Annotated in this window: 16 protein-coding genes; 10 read left to right on the forward strand and 6 right to left on the reverse strand. The window is 65.6% G+C overall.

Annotated elements, in window-relative coordinates; all coding sequences use genetic code 11:
- Positions 1–27 precede the first annotated feature (27 nt).
- Together AC2CQI_RS25065 and AC2CQI_RS25070 are read right to left on the reverse strand one after the other, a co-directional pair.
- The gene (locus AC2CQI_RS25065) at positions 28–951 is read right to left on the reverse strand and encodes a FecR domain-containing protein (protein WP_484578218.1); all 924 of its coding nucleotides are present in this window, start codon (positions 949–951) and stop codon (positions 28–30) included.
- The gene (locus AC2CQI_RS25070) at positions 948–1451 is read right to left on the reverse strand and encodes a sigma-70 family RNA polymerase sigma factor (protein ID WP_484578219.1); all 504 of its coding nucleotides are present in this window, start codon (positions 1449–1451) and stop codon (positions 948–950) included. Before AC2CQI_RS25070 ends, AC2CQI_RS25065 begins: the two co-directional genes overlap by 4 nt.
- A 171-nt stretch (positions 1452–1622) precedes the next feature.
- Between AC2CQI_RS25070 and AC2CQI_RS25075 the strand changes: the two genes are divergently transcribed.
- The 5 genes from AC2CQI_RS25075 to AC2CQI_RS25095 all read left to right on the forward strand — a co-directional run bounded on the left by AC2CQI_RS25075 (position 1623) and on the right by AC2CQI_RS25095 (position 7581).
- Positions 1623–1928: a DUF3649 domain-containing protein gene (locus AC2CQI_RS25075; protein WP_484578220.1), complete on the forward strand. Its 306-nt coding sequence runs from the start codon at positions 1623–1625 to the stop codon at positions 1926–1928.
- Positions 1925–3502, forward strand: a complete 1578-nt coding sequence (locus AC2CQI_RS25080) for a PepSY-associated TM helix domain-containing protein (protein ID WP_484578221.1) — start codon at positions 1925–1927, stop codon at positions 3500–3502. The genes AC2CQI_RS25075 and AC2CQI_RS25080 overlap by 4 nt, the downstream gene beginning before the upstream one ends.
- Positions 3502–3828, forward strand: a complete 327-nt coding sequence (locus tag AC2CQI_RS25085; protein WP_484578222.1) for a DUF3325 domain-containing protein — start codon at positions 3502–3504, stop codon at positions 3826–3828. Before AC2CQI_RS25080 ends, AC2CQI_RS25085 begins: the two co-directional genes overlap by 1 nt.
- Before the next feature lie 4 nt (positions 3829–3832).
- Positions 3833–5098: a sigma-70 family RNA polymerase sigma factor gene (locus AC2CQI_RS25090; RefSeq protein ID WP_484578223.1), complete on the forward strand. Its 1266-nt coding sequence runs from the start codon at positions 3833–3835 to the stop codon at positions 5096–5098.
- Between the two features lie 146 nt (positions 5099–5244).
- Entirely contained in the window at positions 5245–7581 is a 2337-nt protein-coding gene (locus tag AC2CQI_RS25095) for a TonB-dependent siderophore receptor (RefSeq protein WP_484580665.1), read from the forward strand.
- Positions 7582–7746: 165 nt separating this feature from the next.
- On the opposite strand, the gene AC2CQI_RS25100 is transcribed toward AC2CQI_RS25095, so the two are convergent.
- Positions 7747–8622 (reverse strand): helix-turn-helix domain-containing protein, encoded by an 876-nt coding sequence (locus AC2CQI_RS25100; RefSeq protein ID WP_484578224.1) that lies wholly within the window; start codon positions 8620–8622, stop codon positions 7747–7749.
- 134 nt (positions 8623–8756) lie between these two features.
- Here AC2CQI_RS25100 and AC2CQI_RS25105 point away from each other — a divergent pair, with 134 nt between their 5' ends.
- Positions 8757–9659 (forward strand): DMT family transporter, encoded by a 903-nt coding sequence (locus AC2CQI_RS25105; protein ID WP_484578225.1) that lies wholly within the window; start codon positions 8757–8759, stop codon positions 9657–9659.
- Positions 9660–9787: 128 nt separating this feature from the next.
- Here the strand turns inward: AC2CQI_RS25105 and AC2CQI_RS25110 are convergent, their stop codons facing one another.
- Together AC2CQI_RS25110 and AC2CQI_RS25115 are read right to left on the reverse strand one after the other, a co-directional pair.
- Entirely contained in the window at positions 9788–10759 is a 972-nt protein-coding gene (locus AC2CQI_RS25110; protein WP_075806521.1) for a 2-hydroxyacid dehydrogenase, read from the reverse strand.
- A 74-nt stretch (positions 10760–10833) separates the two neighbouring features.
- Complete coding sequence (locus AC2CQI_RS25115; RefSeq protein WP_484578226.1) at positions 10834–11781, reverse strand: LysR family transcriptional regulator; 948 nt, start codon at positions 11779–11781, stop codon at positions 10834–10836.
- Between the two features lie 185 nt (positions 11782–11966).
- On the opposite strand from AC2CQI_RS25115, the gene AC2CQI_RS25120 reads away from it, so the two are divergent.
- The 4 genes from AC2CQI_RS25120 to AC2CQI_RS25135 are packed head-to-tail and all read left to right on the forward strand — an operon-like array spanning position 11967 to position 16734.
- A complete protein-coding gene (locus AC2CQI_RS25120) occupies positions 11967–13493 on the forward strand; it encodes an efflux transporter outer membrane subunit (protein WP_484578227.1) in 1527 nt (508 codons plus the stop codon).
- The gene (locus tag AC2CQI_RS25125; RefSeq protein WP_075806524.1) at positions 13490–15676 is read left to right on the forward strand and encodes an FUSC family protein; all 2187 of its coding nucleotides are present in this window, start codon (positions 13490–13492) and stop codon (positions 15674–15676) included. Before AC2CQI_RS25120 ends, AC2CQI_RS25125 begins: the two co-directional genes overlap by 4 nt.
- Positions 15666–15866 (forward strand): DUF1656 domain-containing protein, encoded by a 201-nt coding sequence (locus AC2CQI_RS25130; RefSeq protein ID WP_064302741.1) that lies wholly within the window; start codon positions 15666–15668, stop codon positions 15864–15866. Before AC2CQI_RS25125 ends, AC2CQI_RS25130 begins: the two co-directional genes overlap by 11 nt.
- A gap of 10 nt (positions 15867–15876) precedes the next feature.
- Positions 15877–16734 (forward strand): efflux RND transporter periplasmic adaptor subunit, encoded by an 858-nt coding sequence (locus tag AC2CQI_RS25135; RefSeq protein WP_484578228.1) that lies wholly within the window; start codon positions 15877–15879, stop codon positions 16732–16734.
- 136 nt (positions 16735–16870) lie between these two features.
- Here the strand turns inward: AC2CQI_RS25135 and AC2CQI_RS25140 are convergent, their stop codons facing one another.
- On the reverse strand, positions 16871–17278 hold the full coding sequence (locus AC2CQI_RS25140) for a RidA family protein (protein ID WP_484578229.1): 408 nt from the start codon (positions 17276–17278) through the stop codon (positions 16871–16873).
- Between the last annotated feature and the right edge of the window lie 39 nt (positions 17279–17317).

The following is a 17317-nucleotide window of genomic DNA, read 5'->3' on the forward strand; positions in this document are numbered from 1 at the left end:
TGGCTTGCCAGCGATGAGGCCCTCAAGTCAGGCCCTGGCCTCGACCGTCACCCAATACCGGGTAAAGCGCTTGACCCTCACCGGCAACGCCACCTCCAGCAAATCCAGGATCCGCTCGCTGTCCGCCAGTGGATAACTCCCCGACACCAGCAACCGCGCCACCGCCGGATCACAATTGAGCTGCCCGCGCCGATAACGCCCCAGCTCCTCGAGGAACTCCACCAGCGGCATATGCGCCGCCACCAGCATCCCGTCGACCCACGCCCCGCTGTTGGCATCCAGCGCCGTGCGCACGCTCCAGCCGGCTTCGTCGAAGCGCGCCTGATACCCGCTCTCGAGCATTTCCCCGGCCAGCCCGGCCCGTCCCTGGAACACCGCCACGCCGGTATGCCCGGCCCACTGGCGCACATTGAAACGCCCGGCCGACAGGTCCATCAGCCCATTGCGCGTCAGCACCTGCAATGGCCGCTGCTCCTGCGCCACCGTCAGCATCATCTCGCCGTTCAGCAGATGCACCAGGCGCTGCGCGCCATCGAAACGCACATCGGCGGCGCTGGCGGTGTTGAGCTGCAACTGGCTGCCATCGTCCAGCTGCATCTTCCGGCGCTGGCCCAGCGGGCTGCGGTAGTCCGCCATCAACGGCGTGTCGCTGACCTTCACACCCAAGCCCACTGCACTGCCGGCGCCCAGGATCAGCAGCATCTTCAACGCCCGTCGCCGCCCCGCCGAAGCCGGTGCCTGCAAGGTGGCATGGGCCAGCGGCGAGGAGATCCCGCTCAAGCGCTGGTTTACCCGCTGGATATGCGCCCAGGCCTGGCGATTTTCTTCGCTGGCCTGCAACCAGCGCTCCATGGCCAGTTGCTGGCGGTGGTCGAGGGTGCCGCCCTGGATCTCGATCAGCCAGTGCACGGCCTGTTCGGCCACCTGCGGGGAAAAGGCGGGGTTGTTCACAGGGCGAAATAACAGCGCATGGCCGCCTTGTTCAGGTGACGTTTCACCGTGGCCAGGGAAATGCCCAGCTCGGCAGCGATTTCGTTGTAGGTCAGGCCATCGACCTGGGCCAGCAGGAAGGCGCGCTTGACCTGGGCGGGCAGGCCATCGAGCAGGCGATCCAGCTCCATCAGGGTGTCGAAGATGATCGCCCGTTCTTCTTCCGACGGCGCGACTTCCTCGGGCAACTGTGCTAGGGCCTGCAGATAGGCGCGCTCCAGTTCCTGGCGCCGGTAGTGGTTGAACAGCACGCGCTTGGCCACCGTGGTGAGGAAGGCCCGGGGCTCGTTCAGCGCCGGGGTTTCCCGGGCCTGAAGCAGCCGCATGAAGGTGTCCTGAGCCAGGTCGGCGGCATTGTGCGGGCAGCCGAGACGCCGCCGCAGCCAGCCGGTGAGCCAGCCGTGATGCTCGTGGTAGAGGCCTTCCAGCGAAGTCGAAAGCAAGGGAGGGGCGCTGCGCACCGTGCACACTCCGGGCGCCAGGATGCGCAACAGAATAAGAATTGTTCGCATTGTATGTGCGTAAACCGCGTGCCGGCAATCGGACAATGATCAGCGGCCCGTCAGACAGCTTTGATTGTGAGAATCCTTATCATTTATATTGGGCGCCTTTTCCGCCCCGGACACCCCGTGATGAAGAGCAGAGCCGCCGGCTTGCCCCTGAGTTATCGCCTCGCCGTGACCTCCCGCTGCCTCGCCGCGCTGCTGGGTGGCTACCTGCTGGCGGCCATGGCGGGCATGCTCCTGGCCCAGTGGCTGCCCCTGCCCAGGGCCGAAGCGGTGCAGCTCGGCATGATGAGTTCGTTCCTGTTCTACCTCGGCGCGTTCATCTGGGCCTTCGCCACCCACAGCGCCTGGCGTGCCTGGGCGGGCATCCTGTTGCCGAGCCTGGTGCTGGGCGTGATCAATGGAGTGACGTACTGGATGGCGATGCCATGAAAGAGGGCTTCCGCCAGGCGATGGCCTGGCTGCACACCTGGGCCGGGCTGATTTTCGGCTGGCTGCTGTTCGCGATTTTTCTCACCGGGACCATGTCCTACTTCAAGCCCGAGATCACCCGCTGGAGCCAGCCGGAAGTGCCGGCACGCGCGCTGGATATCCCGCTGGCCCTGGGCAAGGCCCAGGAGTATCTGCAACGCAACGCCGCCGAGGCGCCGAGCTGGTTCATCCAGGTGCCGGACGAGCGCAGCCCCGGTGTCACGGTCGGCTGGCGCGGCGGCGACGGCCCGCGTGGCTTCACCCGCAAGACCCTGGATGCCCAGACTGGCGAGGAAGTGCTCGCCCGTGAAACCCGCGGCGGCGAGTTCTTCTACCGCTTCCATTTCCAATTGGAAATGCCCTATCCGTGGGGCCGCTGGCTGGCGACTTTCGCCGCGCTGATGATGCTGGTGGGCCTGGTCACCGGGATCATCACCCACAAGAAGATCTTCAAGGAGTTCTTCACCTTCCGCCCCGGCAAGGGCCAGCGCTCCTGGCTCGACGGCCACAACGCCATCGGCGTGCTGGTGCTGCCGTTCCATCTGATGATCAGCTACAGCAGCCTGGTGATCTTCATGTACATGGTCATGCCGGCGCCGATCCTGGCCAGCTACGACAACCAGGACAGCTATTTCGCCGAAGTCTTCGGCGGGCGTGACACGGTCAAGGCCTCGGGCGAGAAAGTGCCTCTGCAACCGCTGCCGGAGCTGTACCAGCGGGTGCTGGTGCAGGCACCGGAGGCGAAGATCATCTGGCTCGACGTGCAGCGCCCGGGCGATCGCAATGCCCAGGTGCTGTTCATTCCCGATGGGCATGAACGGGTCTCGATGCAGCGCGGCGCCGGCTGGCGCTTCAACGGTGCCGACGGCAGCTTCGCCTGGAGCGCGCGCCCGGAAAGTGTCGCCAGCATCATCAACGGCGGTTTCTACGGCTTGCATATGGCCACCTTCGCCGGCCCGCTGCTGCGCTGGCTGTACTTCTTCTTCGGCCTCGCCGGCACGGCGGTGATCGGCACCGGCCTGGTGATGTGGCTCGGCAAGCGCCAGCTCAAGCACGCCAAGAGCGGCACCCAGCCGTTCGAACTGCGCCTGGTGGAAGTACTGAACATCGCCAGCATGAGCGGCCTGATCCTCGGCGTGGCCGGGTTCTTCTGGGCCAATCGCCTGTTGCCGCTCGGCCTGGAAGGGCGGGCGCAGTGGGAAGTGAAGGTGTTCTTCGCGGTCTGGCTGGCGAGCCTGCTGCATGCCGTGCTGCGCCCGGGCCGTCGCGCCTGGGGCGAGCAACTGGCGCTGGCGGCGCTGGCCTGGGCGGCCTTGCCGCTGCTCAACGGGCTGACCACCGGCCAGGGCCTGAACCACTCGATCCCGGCCGGCGACTGGGCCATGGCCGGCTTCGACCTGACCGTGCTGGGCTGTGGCCTGCTGTTCGCCTGGACTGCGGGCAAGATGCTGCGTCCACCGGTACAGGCGCCCAAACGCGCCCCAAAGCCGGCCAAGGCGGCACCCACTGCGACCCTTGAAGCGGAGGCGAGCTGATGCTGGCGATCGCCCTGTTTTCTTTTGCCGGTTGTGCGGCGCTGTGCCTGGCCATGGACAAGCATTTCACTGAGCTGCTTGGACGCAAGCCCCGGGCTGAGCAGTTGCTTGGCCTGCGCGTGATCGGCTGGTTGTTGATGGCCCTGGCCCTCACGGCAGCGGTCAACCACAGCGGCTGGGCCGTGGGCCTGGCGGAGCTGTTCGGCATGCTGATGGCCGGGCTGTGCCTGTGGGTCTTCGCCCTGCCTTATCGCCCGCGCTGGCTGCTCGGCCTAGCCGTGGCGAGCCTGGTGGTGGCGCCGTTCTCTGCCCTGGGACTGATCTGAAACGATGAGCGAACCCTTCGACCTGCCGCCCAACGACGCGTCCGCCCGGGCGCGTTTTCTCCAGGTATTCCTGGCCCAGCGCGGGCGCATGGAAAGCCTGGTGAACCGGCGGGTCGGCTGCCGGGCCACGGCGGCGGACCTGGTGCAGGAGCTGTTCCTGCGTTTCTGGCGTCGCCCGCAGGTCGAGATCGAGGCACTGGACAGCTACCTGATGCGCTGCGCCGGCAATATCGCCATCGACCACCTGCGCAGCGAGGGCGCCCGCGAGCGGATCAACGACAACCTTCCCGAGCCCCTGGAGTTGCCGCTGGAAAGCCAGCCCGAGGCGGTTCACGAGGCCACCAGCGACCTGCGCCGGATCGAGGCGGCGCTGCATGCGCTGCCCGAGCGGACCCGGCAGATCTTCCTGCTCAACCGCCTGCATGGCCGCACCTACGGCGAGATCGCCAACAGCGTCGGACTTTCCCAGAGCGCGGTGGAAAAACACATGATGCGCGCCCTCGAAGCCTGCAAGGCGAGCATCGCCAGCGAGCCCGTGCCGTCGCGTAAAGCCCGCAAGCTCGGCGGCCTGGCTGGTGCCGTTTCCGTGGCCCTGATCCTCGCCATGGTTGCCGGCTGGCACCCGGCGGACTGGCTGCGGGACCTTGGCGCGGACTATGTGGCCCCGGTGGGACAACTGCGCGCCGTGACCCTGGCCGACAACTCGCAACTGGTGCTGGATGCCGATACCGCCATCAGCGTCGATTTCAGCCATGGCCAGCGCCGTATCGAGGTGCGCCGTGGTGCGGTGTTCTTCCATGTCACCCATACCGGCCAGCCGTTCATCGTCGAGACCGAAGGCGGTCGTACCGAGGTCCTTGGCACGCAGTTCGAGGTGCGCCAACAGGCGCATGGGGCGCAGGTCACGGTGCTGTCCGGACGGGTCGGGGTCACCGCCGCCGAGGGCGAGGCGCAGCAGGTGCTCACCGCCAACCAGCAGGTCGAGTACCACGACGGCCATGCCGGGCCGGTGCACGGCGTCGACAGCGAAGGCCGCCTGGCCTGGCGCCAGGGCTGGCTGAACTATTACCAGGTGCCGCTGAGCCAGGTGGTGGACGACCTGGCCCGCTACTACCCGGGGCGGATCATCCTGCTCGACCGCGAACTCGGTGCGCGCAAGGTCAGCGGTAGCTTCCCCGGCAACGACCCGCTGGCGGCCCTCGATGCCCTCGGCGCGGTGGCCGGCTTCGAGCGCCACACCCTGTTGGGCCGGGTCACCCTGTTGCGCTGAAATTTTTTTGAAAAATTGATGAGGTACTTCGCAGCGACATCCGTGTAGTGAATGGAAGTGCGATTTATTCGCATACATGACGGTTCATTCACAGGTTCATCGGCATGAAGGCACATAGCGTTTCACTGGGTTTGGCGGCGGGGCTGATGGTGCTGCCGGCGTTTGCTGCGGAGCAGGTCGAGCAGGTCTATCAGTTCGACGTGGCGGGCAAGCCGCTGCCCCAGGCCCTGGCCGAGTTCAGCCGGATCACCGGGCAGAGCGTGGTCTACACCGTCGATCTCTCCAGCCTGAAGGCGCCGGCCGTGAATGGCCGTCTGGGTGCCGAGGCGGCGCTGCTGCGGCTGTTGCAGGGTTCCGGCTTCGGTTACCGCCGGGTCAATGCCCGCACCCTGACCCTGGAACCCCTGGCGCAGGACGGCACCCTCAACCTGCAAGCCACCAGCATCGTCTCCCAGGCTGACAGTGTCGGCAGTTATGCCCAGCCGCAAACCACCTCGATCATGCGCGGCTCGGCGTCGAGCATGGAGATTCCCCAGGCGATCAACGTGGTGCCGGAGCAGGTGCTCAAGGACCAGACCCCGCGCAACCTCGACGATGCCCTGTACAACGTCAGCGGCATCACCCAGGGCAACAACTTCGGCGGCACGTCCGACACCGTGATGAAGCGTGGCTTCGGCGACAACCGCGACGGTTCGATCATGCGCGACGGCATGCCCATCGTGCAGGGCCGCAGCCTCAATGCCACCACCGAGCGGGTCGAAGTGCTCAAGGGCCCGGCCTCGTTGCTGTACGGCATCCAGGACCCGGGCGGGGTGATCAACGTGGTCAGCAAGCGTCCGCAGTTGCAGAGCTACAACGCCCTCAACCTGCGCGGTTCGACCTACGGCGAAGGCAAGAACGGCAGCGGCGGCGGGCTCGACAGCACCGGCGCGCTGGGCGACAGCGGCCTGGCCTATCGCCTGGTGCTCGACCACGAGGACGAGGACTACTGGCGCAACTACGGCGTGCACCGCGAATCGCTGGTGGCGCCGTCCCTGGCCTGGTATGGCGAGAACACCCAGGTGCAGTTGGCCTATGAGCACCGTGAGTTCCTCTACCCGTTCGACCGTGGTACTGCAATCGACCCGAACACCAATCGCCCGCTGAACATCCCCGCCGAGCGTCGCCTCGACGAGCCGTTCAACGATATGGAAGGGCGCTCGGACCTGTATCGCCTGGAGATCGACCACCAGTTTTCCGATGACTGGAAGGCTCACTTCGGCTACAGCTTCAACCGCGAGACCTACGATGCCAGTCAGGTGCGGGTGACCGGGGTGAACGCTGCCCGCGGCACGTTGACCCGGAGTATCGATGGCACCCACGGTGCATTGAGCACCGACCGGTTCGCCACCCTCAGCTTCGACGGCAAGGTGCAGGTCGCCGGCTTGCAGAACGACCTGCTCTTCGGTCTGGACAGCGAGTACCGCAAGATCTACCGCTCCGACCTGATCCGCCAGACCAGCCGCAGTACCTTCAGCTACATCAATCCGGTGTATGGCCGCGAAGTCGAGGGCACCACGGTCCGCGCCAGCGACAGCGCGCAGACCGACAAGCTGCGCAACGATGCGCTGTTCTTCCAGGACTCGCTGCACCTCGACGAGCACTGGATCCTGGTGGCCGGCGCGCGCTGGCAGACCTACGACCAGTACGCCGGGCGCGGGCGGCCCTTCACGGCCAACACCGACAACAAGGACCAGGCCTGGGTGCCGCATGCCGGGGTGGTCTACAAGGTCGACGACACCCTGTCGCTGTATGGCAGCTACAGCGAATCCTTCAAGCCCAACTCCAGCATCGCGCCGCTCACTGGTGGCCTGGTCCTGGACTCGGCGATCGCGCCGGAGGAGGGCAAGTCCTGGGAAATCGGTGCCAAGCTCGACCTGCCGAATTCGCTCAGCGCCACGGTCGCGCTGTTCGATATCACCAAGCGCAACGTGCTGGTGTCCAACTTCGACAGCAGCACCGGTGACACGCTGTACAGCGCGGCGGGCGAGGTGAAATCCCGTGGTCTGGAAATGGATGTCAGCGGCCAGTTGAGCGAGCGCTGGAGCCTGATCGGCAGCTATGCCTACACCGACGCGGAAGTGACCAAGGACCCGGACTACAAGGGCAATCGCCTGCAGAACGTGGCGAAGCACAGTGGTTCGTTGTCGGCGGTGTATGACTTCGGCAGCGTGCTGGGTGGTGATCGTCTGCGCATGGGCGCCGGGGCGCGGTATGTCGGTGAGCGGGCGGGGAATGCGGTGAATGACTTCGACCTGCCGTCGTACACCGTGGCGGATGCCTTTGCCAGTTACGAGACGAAGCTGGACGAGCACAAGGTGCGCTTCCAGTTGAACGTGAAGAACCTGTTCGACAAGACCTACTACACCTCGGCGGTGAACCGGTACTTCGTGGCGATCGGGGATGCGCGGCAGGTCAGCCTGTCGAGCACGCTGGAGTTCTGATTCTTGCAGTGACCTTCAGGGCCTCATCGCTGGCAAGCCAGCTCCCACAGGTTCAGCGGTGCTCTGGGGATTTGTGCTGTGCCTTACAGCACAGGTTCAGCGGTGCACGCGATCCCTGTGGGAGCTGGCTTGCCAGCGATAGGGCCCTCAAAACCAAAGCAAAAATCAGCGGCCCAGCGCCAGTCTGTAGGCCCCCGGAGTCGCCCCCACCGCCTGCCGGAACCGGTTGCTGAAATGACTGGCACTGGCAAACCCGCACATCAGCGCCACCTCGCCCAGCGGCAGGTCCCCACCGGCCAGCAACTCCCGGGCCTTGGCCAGCCTGCGGGCCAGCAGATACTGATGCGGCGGCAAGCCGAAGCTCTCGCGGAACATCCGCGCAAAGTGGTACTCCGACAGGCTGCACAACCCCGCCAGCTCACCCAGCCCGATCGACTCGTCCAGATGCCCCTCGATGTAGTCCGCCAGTTGCCGCCGTTGATGCGGTGCCAGGCCGCCCTTCAAGCGCAACCCGTCGCGCAACCCGACCTGACTGAGAATTGCATGGCTGAGGATCTCGTTCGCCAGGCTGCTGGTCAGCAAGCGTTCCCCCGGCTCCTCCCAGTTCAGCGCAATCAACTGGCGAAAGCGCTGCGCCTGCTGCGCATCCTCGACGAAATCCGCCTCGCGCAACTGCAACTCCCGGGGCTCACGATCCAGCAAGGTGACGCAACCCAGGGCGAACTGCTCCTCGCTGATATACAGGTGGGCCAGGCGGATGCTGCCGTTGACGATCCAGTTCGACACGCACCCGGCCGGCATGATGCACAGCTTGTCCGGCGCACCCTTGCGTTCGGGCTGGCCGCGGCGGAAGGTGCCGGTACCGTCGGCGATGTAGCAGGACAGGGTGTGATGGTTCGGCGCCTCGTAGTCCCGCGCGTCATGCCGGTTGCTCCACAATGCCGCCGCCATGCCCTCGCCCAGCAGCGCGCTGGTTTCCAGGCGGGCGTGGGGCGAAGCATTCATGGACTTGAACACTTGCAATTGGTCGAGCGCGGTCATGATGGCTACCTCCGACGCCATCCTACGCCGTGGATACGGGTCTGACAGCCCGGCAGCCGATAAAAGCGCAAGTTTGTGCAAGCGGCCGAACCGGGATGAGCCGGAGACTGAAGGCCATCGTAGGAGCCTTCGCCATGAACCTGTCGCTGTATCTGCTCACCGTCCTGATCTGGGGCACCACCTGGATCGCCCTGAAACTGCAACTCGGGGTGGTCGCCATTCCGGTGTCCATCGTCTATCGCTTCGCCCTGGCGGCGCTGGTGCTGTTCGCCTTCCTGCTGCTCAGCCGCAAGCTGCAGCCGATGAACCGGCGCGGGCACCTGGTCTGCGTGGCCCAGGGGCTGTGCCTGTTCTGCCTGAACTTCATGTGCTTCCTCACCGCCAGCCAGTGGGTAACCACCGGGCTGATCGCCGTGGTGTTCTCCACCGCGACCCTGTGGAACGCGCTGAATGCCCGGGTGTTCTTCGGGCAGAAGATTGCCGCCAATGTGCTGTTCGGCGGTGCGTTGGGGCTTGCGGGGCTGGGGCTGCTGTTCTGGCCGGAGCTGGCGGGGCAGGGGGCCAGTCATGAAACCTTGATGGGCCTGGGGCTGGGGCTGCTCGGGACCTTGTGCTTCTCGGCCGGGAACATGTTGTCCAGCGTGCAGCAGAAGTCCGGGCTGCGGCCGATGACCACCAATGCCTGGGGCATGCTGTATGGGGCGAGCATGCTCGGGGTGTATTGCCTGGTCAGCGGCGTGCCGTTCGACATGGACTGGAGCGGGCAGTATGTGGGGTCGTTGCTGTACCTGGCGGTGCCGGGGTCGGTGATTGCCTTTACCGCGTACCTGACCCTGGTGGGCAGGATGGGGCCGGAGAGGGCGGCCTATTGCACCGTGCTGTTCCCGCTGGTGGCGCTGAATGTGTCGGCGGTGGTCGAGGGGTATCAGTGGACGGCGCCAGCGCTGGTGGGGCTGGTGCTGGTGATGATGGGGAATGTGCTGGTGTTCAGGAAGCCCAAGGCCAAGGTGGTGAATGCCGAGGCGGTGCTGAGGTAGATGGATTTCTGTTGGTCGTCAGGGCCTCATCGCTGGCAAGCCAGCTCCCACAGGGATCGCGTGCACCGCTGAATCTGTGGGAGCTGGCTTGTCGGACCGCCGCACCGCAGCGATAGGGCCCTGAAGGACTACTTCCAGACCTGCGGATTCACCAGGTCCCGAGGCCGCTCACCCAGCAGGGCAGCCCGCAGGTTGTCGATCGCCCGGTTGGCCATTGCCTCGCGGGTCTCGGCTGTAGCCGAGCCCACATGCGGCAAGGTCACCGCATTGCTCAGCGAGAACAGCGGCGACTCGCTCAGCGGCTCCTTCTCATACACATCCAGCCCGGCCCCGCGAATGGTGCCGTTTTGCAGCGCTTCCACCAGCGCCGCCTCGTCCACTACCGGACCACGGGAAATATTGATCAGGAACGCACTGCGCTTCATCAGCTTGAACTGCTCCGCACCGATCAGATGCTTGGTATGCGCACTCAACGGCACCACCAGGCAGACGAAATCGGCTTCCGCCAGCAACTGCTCCAGGCTCAGGTAACGCGCGCCCAGTTCCTGTTCCAGCTCCGGCTTGCGGCTGTTGCCGCTGTAGACGATCGGCATGTTGAAGCCGAAACGCCCGCGCCGCGCGACCGCCGCGCCGATATTGCCGAGGCCGACGATACCCAGGGTCTTGCCATGCACATCGGACCCGAAGTGCGACGGCGCCACCGTGGCCTTCCAGTTGCCGGCCTTGGTCCAGGCATCCAGCTCGGCGACGCGACGGGCGCTGCTCATGACCAGGCTGAACGCCAGGTCCGCCGTGCTTTCGGTCAGCACGTCCGGCGTGTTGGTCAGGGCGATGCCGCGTTCGGTCAGGTAGGCCACGTCGTAGTTGTCGTAACCCACCGAGACGCTGGACACCACTTCCAGCTTCAGCGCGCCGTCCAGCTGCGCGGCGCCCAGCTTGCGCCCGGCACCGATCAGCCCATGGGCCTCGGGCAGCGCTTCGTCGAACTGGGCGGCAATATCGCCGTTCTTGGGGTTGGGAACGATGACGTTGAAGTCCTGCTCCAGGCGCTCGGCCATGGGCGGGGTGATGCGGCTGAAGGCCAGTACCGTCTTTTTCATCGGGGCAAATCTCTGCTGGCGGGGGAGAATGGGTAGCAACCTATCATTCCCCGCCGCCGCTGTGCAGCAAGATTTCAGTTGGCCATGCGCAGTTCGTGGGTCTTCAGGTCGGCTTCATGGGCCGCGAGTATCTCCGGCAGCGAGTTGCGCAGGTACTCGACCCAGGTCTTGATCTTGGCGTCGAGGTACTGCCGCGACGGGTAGATCGCGTACAGGTTCAGTTCCTGCAGGCGGTACGCCGGCATCACCCGCACCAGGCTGCCGTCGTGCAGGCCGTCGATGGCCGAGTAGATCGGCAGCACGCCGACGCCCATGCCGCTGCGGATCGCCGCCTTCATGGCGTCGGCGGAGTTCACCTGGAACGGCGCCTGGGTGATGTTCACCACTTCCTGGCCTTCCGGGCCGTCGAACAGCCATTTCTCCAGCGGGATCACCGGGCTGACCATGCGCAGGCAGGCATGCTTGAGCAGGTCCGATGGCTTCTGCGCGACGCCGTGCTGGGCGACGTACTCCGGGGACGCGCAGACGATGCTGTAGGTGATGCCCAGGCGCTGCGAGACGAAGCCCGAGTCCGGCAGCTCGCTGGCGAGCACGATGGAGATGTCGTAGCCCTCGTCCAGCAGGTCCGGCACGCGGTTGGCCATGGTCAGGTCGAAAGTCACGTCGGGGTGGGTCTGGCGATAGCGGGCGATAGCGTCGATGACGAAGTGCTGGCCGACCCCGGTCATGGAGTGCACTTTCAGCTGCCCCGCCGGACGGGCGTGGGCGTCGCTGGCCTCGGCCTCGGCTTCCTCGACATAGGTGAGGATCTGCTCGCAGCGCATCAGGTAGCGCTTGCCCGCCTCGGTCAGCGCGATGCGCCGGGTGGTGCGGTTGAGCAGGCGGGTTTGCAGGTGCGCTTCAAGATTGGAAACCGCCCGCGAGACGTTCGCGGTGGTCGTATCCAGCTGCACGGCGGCGGCGGTAAAGCTGCCAACCTGGGCGACGCAGCTGAAAGCACGCATGTTTTGCAGGGTGTCCATGGGGCGCTCTCAAGGAAGACGACAGAATTGTGACATGAAGTAACTTGACCGGTCTTCAGACTAAAGCCGGATTATCGCCGAATCGGTAACAAAGATTCACAGGAATGCGCGCTTATCGCCATCCCGGCGCCCACCTAGAATTGCGCACGCTTGGCTTCATCCACCTACGTCGGGAATTTGCAGCAGTGCCGCGTCGCATCATCAGAGCGTTGAATGCGCTCAGTGTCTGTGCCTTTTGCTTCACCTTGAGCGGCTGTATCGGAACCTGGGGCATCGCCCCGCAAAGCAAGACGCTGCAAGCCAATACCCTGACGACCGACGCGGCGATCGAAGAAGCCGCCCGCGATGCCCACTGGCCCGAACAGCAGTGGTGGCGGGCCTATGGCGACCCGCAACTGAACCGCTGGATGGACCTCGCCACGCACGGCAGCCCGACCCTGGCCATGGCCGAGGCGCGGGTGCGTGAGGCGAAGGCCATGGCCGGCGTGGTCGAGTCGGCGGAGAAGCTCCAGGTCAATGGCGACGCTACCCTGAAGCGCCACAACTGGCCGGAAGACCAGTTCTACGGCCCCGGCGCCCTGTCCGGCGCCAACACCTGGGACAACAACGCCGCCCTCGGCTTTCGCTACGCCCTCGACCTCTGGGGCCGCGAGGAGAACGCCAGCGAGCAGGCCGTGGACCGCGCCCATATGAGCGTGGCCCAGGCCCGTCAGGCTCAACTCGAGCTGCAGAACAACGTGGTGCGCGTGTATATCCAGTTGTCGCTGCACTTTGCCCAGCGTGATGTGGTCAAGGCCGAGCTGGCCCAGCAGGAGCAGATCCTCGGCCTCGCCGAACGGCGCCTGGCCGGCGGCATCGGCACCCATTTCGAAGTCAGCCAGGCGCAGGCGCCGCTGCCGGAAACCCATCGTCAGCTCGACGCGCTCAATGAAGAAATCGCCTTGGCCCGCAACCAGCTTGCCGCGCTCGCCGGCAAAGGTCCGGGGGAGGGCGCGCAGATCCAGCGTCCGCGACTGGCGCTTGGCGCACCACTGAAACTGCCGTCGGCGCTGCCGGCGGAACTGGTCGGGCAGCGTCCGGATGTGGTCGCCAGCCGCTGGCAGGTCGCGGCGCAGGCACGGGGGATCGATGTGGCCCATGCCGGCTTCTTCCCCAATGTCGATCTGGTCGGTGGCCTCGGCTTCATGGCTACCGGCGGCGGTCCGCTGGAATTTCTCACCGGACGCAAATTCAACTACAACGTCGGCCCGGCCATCAGCCTGCCGATCTTCGACGGCGGGCGCCTGCGCTCCGAGCTGGGCGTTGCCTCGGCTGGCTACGACATCGCCGTGGCGCACTACAACCAGACCGTGGTCGAGGCGCTCAAGGGCATCTCCGACCAACTGATCCGCCGCGAGTCGATGAAGGAACAGGCGCATTTCGCGGCCGAGTCCGTGGCGGCAGCGCAGAAGACCTACGACATCGCGACGATCGCCTTCCAGCGCGGCCTCACCGACTACCTCAACGTGCTCAATGCCCAGACCCTGTTGTTCAAGCAGCAGATGATCGAGCAGCAGGTCCAGGCTGCGCGCCTGAGTGCCCATGCCGGGCTGGTAACCGCGCTCGGTGGTGGCCTTGGTGCTGGCGCCGACGTGCCCGACGCCGAGCGCCTGGCCGCACCATCCACCCCGAAAACCCTGGCGATCTTCGACAAACCCGGCCACGACCAATGAACGCACTGGCATTGCCGTTCCGCTGGCTCGCCTCCCTGGAGTGGCGCCGCGGCTTTCTCGAGTGGGCGCGCACCGACGGGGTGACCTGGGTCTACATCTTCAAGGTCCTCACCGCCGCCTTCGTCACCCTGTGGCTGGCCATGCGCCTGGAACTGCCGCAGCCGCGCACGGCGATGATCACGGTGTTCATCGTGATGCAGCCGCAGAGCGGGCATGTGTTCGCCAAGAGCTTCTACCGGGTGCTCGGCACCCTGGCCGGCTCGGCGATGATGGTGGCGCTGATCGCCATCTTTCCGCAGAACACCGAGCTGTTCCTGCCCAGCCTGGCGCTGTGGGTCGGCCTGTGTTCGGCGGGGGCGATGCGTTATCGCACCTTCCGCGCCTACGGCTTCGTGCTTGCCGGCTACACGGCGGCGATGATAGGCCTGCCGGTGCTCGACCAGCCGCAGCAAGCCTTCATGGCGGCGGTATGGCGGGTCCTGGAGATCGGCCTGGGGATCTTCGTCTCGACCCTGGTCAGCGCCGCGATCCTCCCGCAATCGGCCAGTGCGGCGATGCGCAACGCCCTGTACCAGCGCTTCGGTGTATTCGCCGGGGTGGTGGTGGAAGGCCTGCGCGGCGACAGCCAGCGCGACCGCCTGGAAACCAGCAACGTGCGCTTTATCGCCGAGGCGGTGGGGCTGGAGAGCCTGCGCAGCGTCACCACCTTCGAAGACCCGCACATGCGCCGGCGCAGCGGGCGCTTGATGCGTATGAACAGCGAATTCATGGCCATCACCACGCGCTACAACGCCCTGCACCAGTTGCTCGAGCGCCTGCGCTTGCGCGGGCCGTTGCAGATCGTCAGCGCCATCGAACCGGGCCTGAAGACCCTCGCCGAATTGCTCGATCCCTATGTCGGTCGCGCCCTGACCGATGCCGACGCCTTGCGCCTGACCCTGGAACTTGCGGTCTACAAGGAAGGCTTGCCGGCGCAGGTCCGCGCCTTGCGTTCGGCTTACGAGGAAACCGGCCCGAGCGAATCCGACCTGCTGGATTTCCACACCGCCTACGAGCTGCTCTATCGCTTCGTCGACGATATGCACAACTACGCCGAGACCCACGCCTCCCTGGCCGCGCACAACCACGAGCGCGAGCAGTGGGACGAGCCCTATGTGGCGCAGACCAGCTGGGTGGTATCGGCGGCGGCCGGGGTGCGGGCGGCGGCGGTATTGCTGTTGCTGGGCAGCTACTGGCTGCTGAGCAACTGGCCCAGCGGCGGCATGATGACCCTGATCGCCACGGTCACCGTGGGCCTCTCGGCGGCCTCGCCGAATCCCAAGCGCATGTCCTTCCAGATGGCCTGCGGCACCTTGTTCGGCGCCTTCGTCGGCTTCTTCGAAACCTTCTTCGTCTTCCCCTGGATCGACGGCTTCCCGCTGCTGTGCCTGGTGCTGGCGCCGGTATTCGTGCTCGGCGCCTTCCTCGCCTCGCGTCCGGCCTATGCCGGTTACGGCCTGGGCTTGCTGGTGTTCTTCGCCATCGGCTCGGTGCCGAACAACCTCACCGTCTACAACCCCTACACCTTCATCAACGACTACATCGGCATGGTCATCGGCATGCTCGTGTGTGCCGCGGCCGGCGCGATCATCCTGCCGCCCAACAGCCGCTGGTTGTGGAGCCGCCTGGAGCAGGACCTGCGCGAGCAAGTGCTGTTCGCCATCAGCGGGCGCCTGCGCGGCCTGGGTTCAGGTTTCGAAAGCCGCACCCGCGACCTGCTGCACCAGGCCTATGGCCTGGCGGTCGGCCAGCCGCTGGTGCAAAGCCGCCTGCTGCGCTGGATGTTCGTGGTGCTGGAGGTCGGCCACGCGATCATCGAGTTGCGCAAGGAACAGGCGATCCTCCCGGTGCACCCGTCCTATGCCGAATCCCAGCCCTGGCGCCAGGCGATCCGCGTGATGGGCCGGGCGCTGGCGCGCTTGTTCCTGCAGCCCTCGGCGAGCAACCACGAGCGCGCCCTGGTGGCGGTGGAGCATGCGATCAGCCGCGTGCAGGCCACCGACGAGCCGTTCGCCCGACACTTCGACACCTCGGCCTTGCGCCGGGTGCAGAGCTACCTGCATTTCATCCGTACCTCCCTGCTCGACCCTCAATCGCCGCTGGCCGCCCTCGGTCCGCAGCCAGGACAGCCGCATGCTTCGTGAAATCGCCTTCCATGGCCTGTACATGCCCACCGTGACCCTGATGTTCCTGTTCGCCGCGGGCCTGGCCTGGGGCCTGGACCGGTTTATCGCCAGCGTCGATGGCTACCGTTTTTTCTGGCACCCGGCCTTGCTGCGCCTGTGCCTGTTTCTTTGCCTGTTCGGCGCCATGGCGCTGACCGTCTACCGTTGAGAGCCCGTCGATGAAGAAGTTTTTCAGCCTGATCGCCACCTTGCTCGTACTGGCCGCCGCCGTGGCGATCGGCCGGCAGCTGTGGATCAACTACATGACCACGCCCTGGACCCGGGACGGCCGGGTGCGCGCCGACATCATCAACGTCGCCGCCGACGTGCCGGGCTACGTGGTGGACGTGCCGGTCAAGGACAACCAGTTGGTGAAGAAGGGCGATGTGCTGATGCGTATCGACCCCGAGCACTACGAGGTCGCGGTGCGCCAGGCGGAAGCGCTGGTGGCCTCGCGCAAGGCCACCTGGGAAATGCGCAAGGTCAACGCCAGCCGCCGGGCGGACATGGACAACCTGGTGATCTCGAAAGAGAACCGTGATGACGCCAGCAATATCGCCAACTCGGCGCAGGCGGATTACCAGCAGGCCCAGGCGCAACTGGCGGCGGCGCAACTGGATCTGAAGCGCACCACGATCCTGGCGACGGTCGATGGTTATGTGACCAACCTCAATGTGCACCGGGGCGATTACGCGCGGACTGGCGAGGCGAAGATGGCGGTGGTCGACAAGGACTCGTTCTGGGTTTACGGCTTCTTCGAAGAGACCAAGCTGCCCCATGTGCGGGTGGGTGATCCTGCCGAACTGCAGATGATGAGTGGCGAGGTGTTGCAGGGGCATGTGGAGAGTATTTCGCGGGGGATCTATGACCGTGACAACCCCGAAAGCCGTGAGCTGATCGCCGATGTGAACCCGACCTTCAACTGGGTGCGGCTGGCGCAGCGGGTGCCGGTGCGGATTCATATCGATGACGTGCCGGACGGGTTTTTGCTGGCGGCGGGGACGACCTGTACGGTGATCGTGCGGCCTGAGAAGTGATCTGACAGACACTGCAAAACCCTGTGGGAGCTGGCTTGCCAGCGATTTGGCCATCAGTTGCACTGATGTTGTCCAGCCGGGCCTTATCGCTGGCAAGCCAGCTCCCACGGGTTTAGCGGTGCTTTTGGATCTGCTGTTATTGCCCGACCGCCACAGCCTCCACCTCAACCAGCATCCCCTCCAGCGCCAATCTCGGCACCGGAATCAAGGTACAGGCCGGCTTCATCCGCTCCCCCCACACCTCATCCGCCACCTGCACCCAATCCCGCAGCCGCTCCGCCGAATGATCGACGATCAACAGCGTCAGCTTGAACACATCCCCGATCCCCGCCCCCCGCGCCGCTAGCGCCGTGCGCACATTCTCCAGCGCCTGCCGCGCCTGCTCGGCGAACACCGGCGAGAGGGCGCCGCCCAGGTCCTCGCCCCCTTGCCCGGCAAGAAACAGCAAGCGCGTCCCGGCCTTGACCTCGGCGATGTGGGAATAGGCATTGGCGCTTGGGTCGTAGAGGCCTTCGGGGTTGATCAGTTGGAAGGGGGCGGTCATGGGGGAGCTCCGTAGGACGAAAGAGTCGAGGAGTTTCAG

The organism is Pseudomonas sp. P2S-1, assembly GCF_057197725.1.